Origin of the sequence: Bradyrhizobium sp. (genome assembly GCF_035701725.1) — a bacterium.
Classification (GTDB): Bacteria; Pseudomonadota; Alphaproteobacteria; order Rhizobiales; family Xanthobacteraceae; genus Bradyrhizobium.
Genome location: NZ_DASSRP010000183.1, coordinates 1 through 6,884 on the forward strand (window position 1 = coordinate 1; position 6,884 = coordinate 6,884).

Here is a 6,884-nt window from a genome sequence, read left to right on the forward strand (position 1 = left end):
AAAACCATTGCGCAGGGAAAGCCGGGCGTTTCCGGCGAACCTGTGGTGACTTACTCGTATGCTTTTTACTTTTGCATACGAGGCTGCGGGTGCGCTGAGGCATCCGGCTTTCCCTGCGCCCTCTATTCAGGAGGGACTTCGTTCAAAGCTCGGGCGCGCTCGCGTCGCGACATCGCGCTTTGCTGTGTGGCTCTTTGACAAGTGAAACGGGCGGAAGACCGCCGCTACTATTTGGCGGGCGCAACCCTCGACGGCGCGGTTTCCGGCATCAAGGCCATGGCGCCAAATCCGGCGGCGGTCGCCAGCAGCAAATACCAGGAAGGCGCCAGCGCATTGCCCGTTACCCCGGTCAGCCAGGCCACGACGAGTTGCGCCGTGCCGCCGAAGATTGCGATCGCCACGGCGTAGAGCGTCGCGAAACTGCCGCCGCGGATATTCTTGGGCAGGCCTTCGACCATGCCGACATAGAATGCGCTGTAGGGAATCGAGCCGATCAGCGCCAGCAGCCCGAAGCCGCCGAGCAGCGCCGCCGAATTGCGGCTGTCCACGATCCACAGGAACACCGGATATGTCAGCAGCAGGGCCGCGAGCTGCGGCCACACCATGATCGGCCAACGGCCAGCCCGGTCGGCCAGCCAACCGCCCAGGAAGGCTGCGGCGATTCCGACCGCATTACTCACCACCGTGGTCGCAAACGCGAGCGGCGCATCGACGTGCAGCGTATGCTGCGCGTAGGTCGTCATGTACTGCGTCACATAGGTGATGATGGTGCCGCTGGCGAGGATGACGAGGCCGAGCGTCATCAGGCGGGTGCTGGCGCGCGCCGCCTTTGCGGGCGCGGCGCTTGGCAGCGGTATCGCCGGCATCTCGGCCCGGTGCAACGTTTCAGGCAAGGTGCGGCGCAGCCACAAGCCGAACGGCAGCGTCGCGGCGCCGAGCAGAAAAGCGATCCGCCAGCCATAGGCATCGAGCATCTCGCTCGACATTGTCAGCGACAGGATCTCGCCGACCAGCGCGCCCGCAGTCGCGGCGATCTGCTGGCTCGCCGGCTGGAACGAAACCGCAAGCCCCCGATGCCTGGGCGAGGCCGCTTCCATCAGATAGGCCGTCGTCGGACCGACCTCGCCTCCGAGCGAGAACCCTTGCGTCAGCCGCGCCAGGATGATCACGACCGGCGCCGCGACGCCGATGCTGTCGTAAGAGGGCGTGACGGCAAGCACGAGAATAGCGATGCCCATCATCGCAAAACTGAGCGTCATCGCGGGGCGACGCCCGGCCCGGTCCGAGTACGAGCCGATGATCATGGCGCCGATCGGCCGGGTGATGAAGCCGGCGCCGAAAGTCGCCAGCGAAAGCAACAGGCTCGCAAACTCGCTTCTAGCCGGAAAAAACGCGTGTCCGATCTGGGTCGCAAAAAAGCTGTAAGTAACGAAGTCGTAGAACTCGAGCATGTTGCCGATCGTGGCCCCCAGCACCGCGCCGAAGGTGAGGCCTTCGTCGGCCCCTGCACCCGAAAGCGGCTGAGGGCTCGTGGAATCGGAAGCCTGCAACATGATTATCCCTCAAGCCGTGATTTCCCGGACATCCGATCAGACGTCACCGAGAGCCTTCTTGCCCGCGCGCGGATCCCAAAGCCTGAAGCCGCCCGTGAAGGCATTGGCATTCTCGCCGAGCCGCGCCCGTGGCGGCAGATGTCCCAGCTTCCCGGCATTTCCGCCGCCAAGCACGACATAGTCCGGCTCCAGCGCTGCGACGAAATGCTTTACGACATGGGCGACTTCTTTTCTCCACTTCTTCTTGCCGCGACGTTCCAGGCCGGCAGCGCCCAGATAATCCTCGAACGTCCGGCCGTGGCGGTATGGCAAATGGCCGAGTTCCATCGGCTCGAGCATGCCGTCGACGATCATGGCGGAACCAAGCCCGGTGCCGAGCCCGAGGAACAGCATTCGTCCGCCCCGATAGCTGCCCACGGCCTGCATCAGGGCATCGTTGATCACCTGGGTCGGCCGGCCAAACGCCTTTGCAAAATTGAACCCGACCCAACCGCGGCCGAGATTGTGCGGTTCGGTCAGAGGCCTGTCATGGGCGACGGGTCCGGGATAGCCGATCGATATGACGTCGTAAGACCAGTCCGATGTCAGGCGCCTGACCTGCTTTACCATCTTCTTGGCAGACAGATCCGGACCGGACACGAACTCCCGTTTGACCAGGCTTTTGCTATCCATGACCTTCACATGCGAGCCGCCGATGTCGATGGCCAGCACGATTTTTCGCGCCATCCGCCTCGCGGAGGTCGTCTTGGCACGACCAGGCTTGGTGCCCCGCCTTCTCATCAATGTCCTGTCCGGGATCGACGGCTTTGATGAAACGTCTCAGGTGTCGTCCGGCTCCGCCAAAGGCAAGGAAAATCCGGCGGCAAGCTTGACAGGACCGGCCTGGCGTTTCGCCCCGGTCTTGGAGAACACCTGCTTCAAGTGGGTCTTGATCGTCGTTTCGGCGACGCCGAGCTTTTCCAAGGGCTTTGGCACACTGCCGACCTCGATGATGGCAAGAAAGACGCGCAGCTCGGCCGGCATCAATCCGAAACAACAGTGAGCTTTGGCAAGACGTCCGGCACCACCGCTACAAGCACGGGTGCTTACCACGTCCTATGTCGGTGACTGCAAGCCCGTCGAATTGGCCCAATCGTCAATATGCGCGGCCGTGTCAGCTCGACTGGCTCTCTTCAGCAGCTCTTCCCTTTCCGGACCGGCAGGTAGTGTTGAGGCCTGCTTTCGTACATCAGCGGCAAACGCCGTGAGCCGCTCTTTCAGCGTGGTTGTGTGCTTAAACCGCCGCCTCTTCTTCATAGCCCACTCCCTCACTGGGGTTGTCAAGTTCTCGCTTAGGCTATGATCGGCGGCTCTAACCTGCGACAACTTAAGTTAACGTTCAAACTAATGATCAAGCGCAAGTCATCCAAAGACATGCTCATTTTAAGCGGCTGGCTCATCTTGAGTAAGCGTCGCGATCTCCAGCATTGCGCCGCTCAAATGAAAGGCCGCCTCGTCGGCGGCCTTGGTTTTGCTGATAGCGCCAAATGCAGCGCGCCTAGCACATCCGCTTCAAGCGGCTTCGGCGTTGACAGCGGTGGTTGCGATCTTGCTAAGCGTGTCGTCCGTCTTCTTTTCTTCCGCGAGCGTCTGATCGAGCAGCTTGACCGCGTCCTTTAAGCCGAGCTTGTCAGCCCAGGTCTTGAGCGTTCCATAACGCGAGATTTCGTAGTGTTCGACGGCCTGTGCCGCGGCGAGCAGGCCGGCGTCCAGCGCCGACGTATCCTCGTACTCTTCCATCACTTCCTTCCCCTCCTCGAGAATGCCCTCGATCGCGTCGCATTTCTTGCCGCGCGCCGGCTTTCCGACGAGTTCGAAGACCTTTTCCAATCGTTCGATGTGGCCTTCGGTTTCATCATGATGCTTGTCGAAGGCGTCTCGCAGTTCGTCCGATTGTGCGGCCTTCGCCATCTTTGGAAGCGATTTGTAGATCTGCTTTTCGGCGTAATAGATATCCTTCAGTGTATCGACGAAGAGTGCATTGAGATCTTTCTCGGGCATTTGCGTCTCCAGTGGCGGCTTTTTCCCATTTTTTGCAACACCACAGCGCGGGCGAAGTTCCATGAAGGCGACTGCGCGACGCATCTTGCATTCAGAGATCGCAGCCGCGGCTACGCCTGCGTCAACCTGGCCCGGAACAATGCCGCGTTCCGCTCGATTGAATCGTTTTGACGGTGACCCGTGGCACGCGTTCTGATCGGCACATCGGGATGGCATTACGATTCGTGGCGGGGCCCATTTTTCCCGTCTGACCTTGCGCTCAAGAATCAACTGCAATATTACGCCGGCCAATTTCAAACCACCGAACTCAACGGCGTCTTCTACCGGACGCCGAGCCTTGATGCTGTCAAAGCGTGGCGGGCACAGACCGGCGATGATTTCATCTTCGCCTGGAAGGCCTCGAAATTCATCACGCACTGGAAGCGACTGTCGAACAATTCCGTAAATAGCCTCGCGCTGATCGAAGAACGGCTGGCCGTTCTGGGCAACAAGGCCGGGCCGGTGCTGTTTCAGCTACCGCCGAATTTCGAAGCCGACGTCGACCGGCTCAACTCGTTCTTCAGATTGCTGCCGAAGCGGCGTCGTTACAGCTTCGAATTCCGGCATCCGAGCTGGTATGAGCCCGCGATCATGAAGATCCTGTCGCGGCGCAATGCCGCGCTTTGCCTCTCCGATCACCATGATGCGCCCGCCCCCTGGAAGCGCACGGCCGACTTTGTCTACATCCGCGGCCATGGTCCGGGCGGACGATACAAGGATCACTATAGTCAGCAGGCGTTGTCTGCATGGGCAGCGCGCATCAAATCCTGGAAGAAACAAGGCTGCGACGTCTTTGTCTATTTCGACAACGACCAGAAGAGCGCAGCGCCCGCCGATGCTCTCAAGCTCAAACAGCTTGTGAGCTAGCGGCCAGGCGGCGCCACTCTCATCGGAAATCAGCGACGGGTGAGCGCAGAGCAACCAATTCCAGTGAAGCCGGCCTGCGCCGCCGCTTCATTCGACCATCGTGCAAGGTGTCGAGCCTTCATGACACGGCGGAACAAGGTCAAGGCCAAACGGAGACGGCAACGAACTTAGGAACTTTCGATCGAAGAGTTTCTTATCAGGCAACGTATGCATGGAGGAAACCATGGACGGCTTGATTTATCTGATCGGCCTGATCGTGATCATTATGGCCATTCTTTCGTTTTTCGGACTTCGCTAGGAATTCGCAAATGAGCATCGAAACGCTGGAGATTGAAACCGCGGAAATGCGTTCTGCCGAGAACTCGTGGATGCTGCAATGGACGCCGATCGTAGCTGGCGCCTTGGTGGCGGCCGCGGTTTCCTCGATCCTGATTGCGTTTGGCGCGGCGATCGGCCTCGGCGTCAGTTCGGCTGCCCCGACATGGCGGGATGCTTCCATAGCGCTCTGGCTGCTGTCGGGCATCTACCTGATCCTGCAGGCCCTGATCAGCTTCGGCTGCGGTGGCTACGTCGCCGGACGTTGTCGAATGCCTTATGTGGCCGGCGCGGCAGAGGACACCGAGCGGCGCGATGGCATGCATGGCGTTTCGGCATGGGCACTCGCCGTGGTGATCGGCGTCCTCTTGACATCGCTGATCGCGATGGGCGCAAGCCGACCCACCAGCCTGACGCAACCTGCGAACACAACCGAACCGTCGGTGCTCAGTTACGAGATCGACCATTTGTTCCGCGCAACCCGCCGACCGGCCGATGCCAACGTCCCCGCGCTGCGAGCCGAGGCCGCGCGCGTGCTGATGACCTCTTCCAGCCACAGCGGGGTCTCGGCCGACGACCGGACCTATCTGGTGCAGTTGGTGACCGCAACAACCGGTCTTGCCGGACCCGACGCAGAGCGGCGTGTCGACAGCGTCATTGCCGCTTCCAAAACCGCCATCGGGCGCGCACGCGCTGCCACGGTCATCCTGGCCTTCTCGATTGCTGCCGGACTTCTTCTTGGCGCCGCGGCGGCCTGGGCCGGCGCCGGCGCCGGCGGACGGCACCGCGACGGAATGCCGTTGTCAGACTGGATGCTGCACGCCAACCGCTACAATCGGAAAACGCCGGTGACGCTGACGCCCTAGATGAACGGCTTTCCACCGGTAACGGCCACGGTTGTTCCCGACGTGTAGCTCGAGAGCGGATCAGCAAGCATGACATAGGCCGTTGCAAGCTCAGCCGGTTGCCCGGCCCGCTTCATGGGCACCTGTTTGCCGAAATTTTTCACCGCTTCCTCCGGCATCGTCGATGGGATCAGCGGCGTCCAGATTGGTCCCGGCGCCACTGCGTTCACCCGGATGCCTTTTTCCGCCAGCAACTGAGCAAGCCCTCCGGTGAAATTCTGGATCGCGCCCTTGGTCGTCGCATAGGCCAGCAGGATGGGGTTTGGCATGTCGGAGTTGACCGAGGCCGTGTTGACGATCGCGCTGCCGGGTTTCATGTGAGGCACCGCGGCCTTTGCCAAGTAGAACATCGCGTGGATATTGGTCTCGAACGTTACGTTCCATTCCTCGTCACTGATCTCGCCGATGTCCTTGAAGGTCGCCTGATGCGCGGCGTTGTTGACGAGGATGTCGATTCCGCCGAGCACTTCCACAGCGTGCTGTATCACGTAGCGGCAATGCTCCGGCCTCTTGAGGTCGCCGGCCAGAAGGATGGCCTTGCGACCTTCCTCCTCGATCAGGGTTTTGACCTCGCGTGCATCGTCGTGCTCGTTCAGATAGGCGATCAGGATGTCTGCGCCTTCGCGCGCAAAAGCGATCGCAACGGCCCGGCCGATGCCGCTGTCGCCGCCCGTGATGACCGCTTTCTTTCCAACCAGGCGGCCTGAACCTTTGTAGGTCGTCTCGCCGTGATCGGGCGGCGGGTTCATTTGCGACGTCGAACCTGGCATCGGCTGCGATTGGGCAGGATACGGCGGCTTCGGATACATACTGTGCTCCATGCGAGACGAGGTAAGAGCAAAATCAGCAAGCTCGCCCGATGTTCCTGCTCCCGCGCATCTCTGGCGACATGCCGGCGATCGCGCCGATGTCGACAGCGGACCCATTGCAACCTTTTGGAACAGGCCGGGTGTCGCTGAATTGATTCCGCGCGCGGGTCGCTCAGGAAGATATCAACTCAGAGGCCCTGCCAGCCGGCGGGTTTAATCTGGAGGCGGACGTGCCTTATGCGGTGTTCGAGGACGAGGAACGGTTGACGCGGATATTCGCGACCGAGCAGGAAGCGTGGGATGCCGCCGAACGCGCCGGACTGGTCGAAACCGCTGGCGACGGAGCAAAAGTGCTT

The 6,884-nt window shown here is 61.0% G+C and carries 6 protein-coding genes and 1 pseudogene; 2 read left to right on the plus strand and 5 right to left on the minus strand.

The annotated features are described in order from the left end of the window. Positions 1–227 precede the first annotated feature (227 nt). The 4 genes and pseudogenes from VFL62_RS10845 to VFL62_RS10860 form a co-directional block, all read right to left on the minus strand. The gene (locus VFL62_RS10845; RefSeq protein WP_325172374.1) at positions 228–1,553 is read right to left on the minus strand and encodes an MFS transporter; all 1,326 of its coding nucleotides are present in this window, start codon (positions 1,551–1,553) and stop codon (positions 228–230) included. 36 nt (positions 1,554–1,589) lie between these two features. Further along, entirely contained in the window at positions 1,590–2,279 is a 690-nt protein-coding gene (locus VFL62_RS10850; protein ID WP_325172375.1) for an ROK family protein, read from the minus strand. Between the two features lie 93 nt (positions 2,280–2,372). Next, positions 2,373–2,585: pseudogene (locus VFL62_RS10855) on the minus strand (helix-turn-helix transcriptional regulator); the annotation flags it as partial. Positions 2,586–3,104: 519 nt separating this feature from the next. Then, positions 3,105–3,593 carry a ferritin-like domain-containing protein gene (locus tag VFL62_RS10860; protein ID WP_325172376.1) on the minus strand — a complete coding sequence of 163 codons (489 nt, stop codon included), beginning with the start codon at positions 3,591–3,593 and terminating at the stop codon, positions 3,105–3,107. Between the two features lie 180 nt (positions 3,594–3,773). On the opposite strand from VFL62_RS10860, the gene VFL62_RS10865 reads away from it, so the two are divergent. Together VFL62_RS10865 and VFL62_RS10870 are read left to right on the plus strand one after the other, a co-directional pair. Continuing rightward, a complete protein-coding gene (locus tag VFL62_RS10865; protein WP_325172377.1) occupies positions 3,774–4,499 on the plus strand; it encodes a DUF72 domain-containing protein in 726 nt (241 codons plus the stop codon). 308 nt (positions 4,500–4,807) lie between these two features. Next, positions 4,808–5,680, plus strand: coding sequence for a hypothetical protein (locus tag VFL62_RS10870; RefSeq protein WP_325172378.1), 873 nt, complete (start codon positions 4,808–4,810; stop codon positions 5,678–5,680). On the opposite strand, the gene VFL62_RS10875 is transcribed toward VFL62_RS10870, so the two are convergent. Beyond that, positions 5,677–6,540 (minus strand): SDR family oxidoreductase, encoded by an 864-nt coding sequence (locus VFL62_RS10875; protein ID WP_325172379.1) that lies wholly within the window; start codon positions 6,538–6,540, stop codon positions 5,677–5,679. The two genes, VFL62_RS10870 and VFL62_RS10875, sit on opposite strands and share 4 nt — an antisense overlap. Positions 6,541–6,884: the final 344 nt, after the last annotated feature.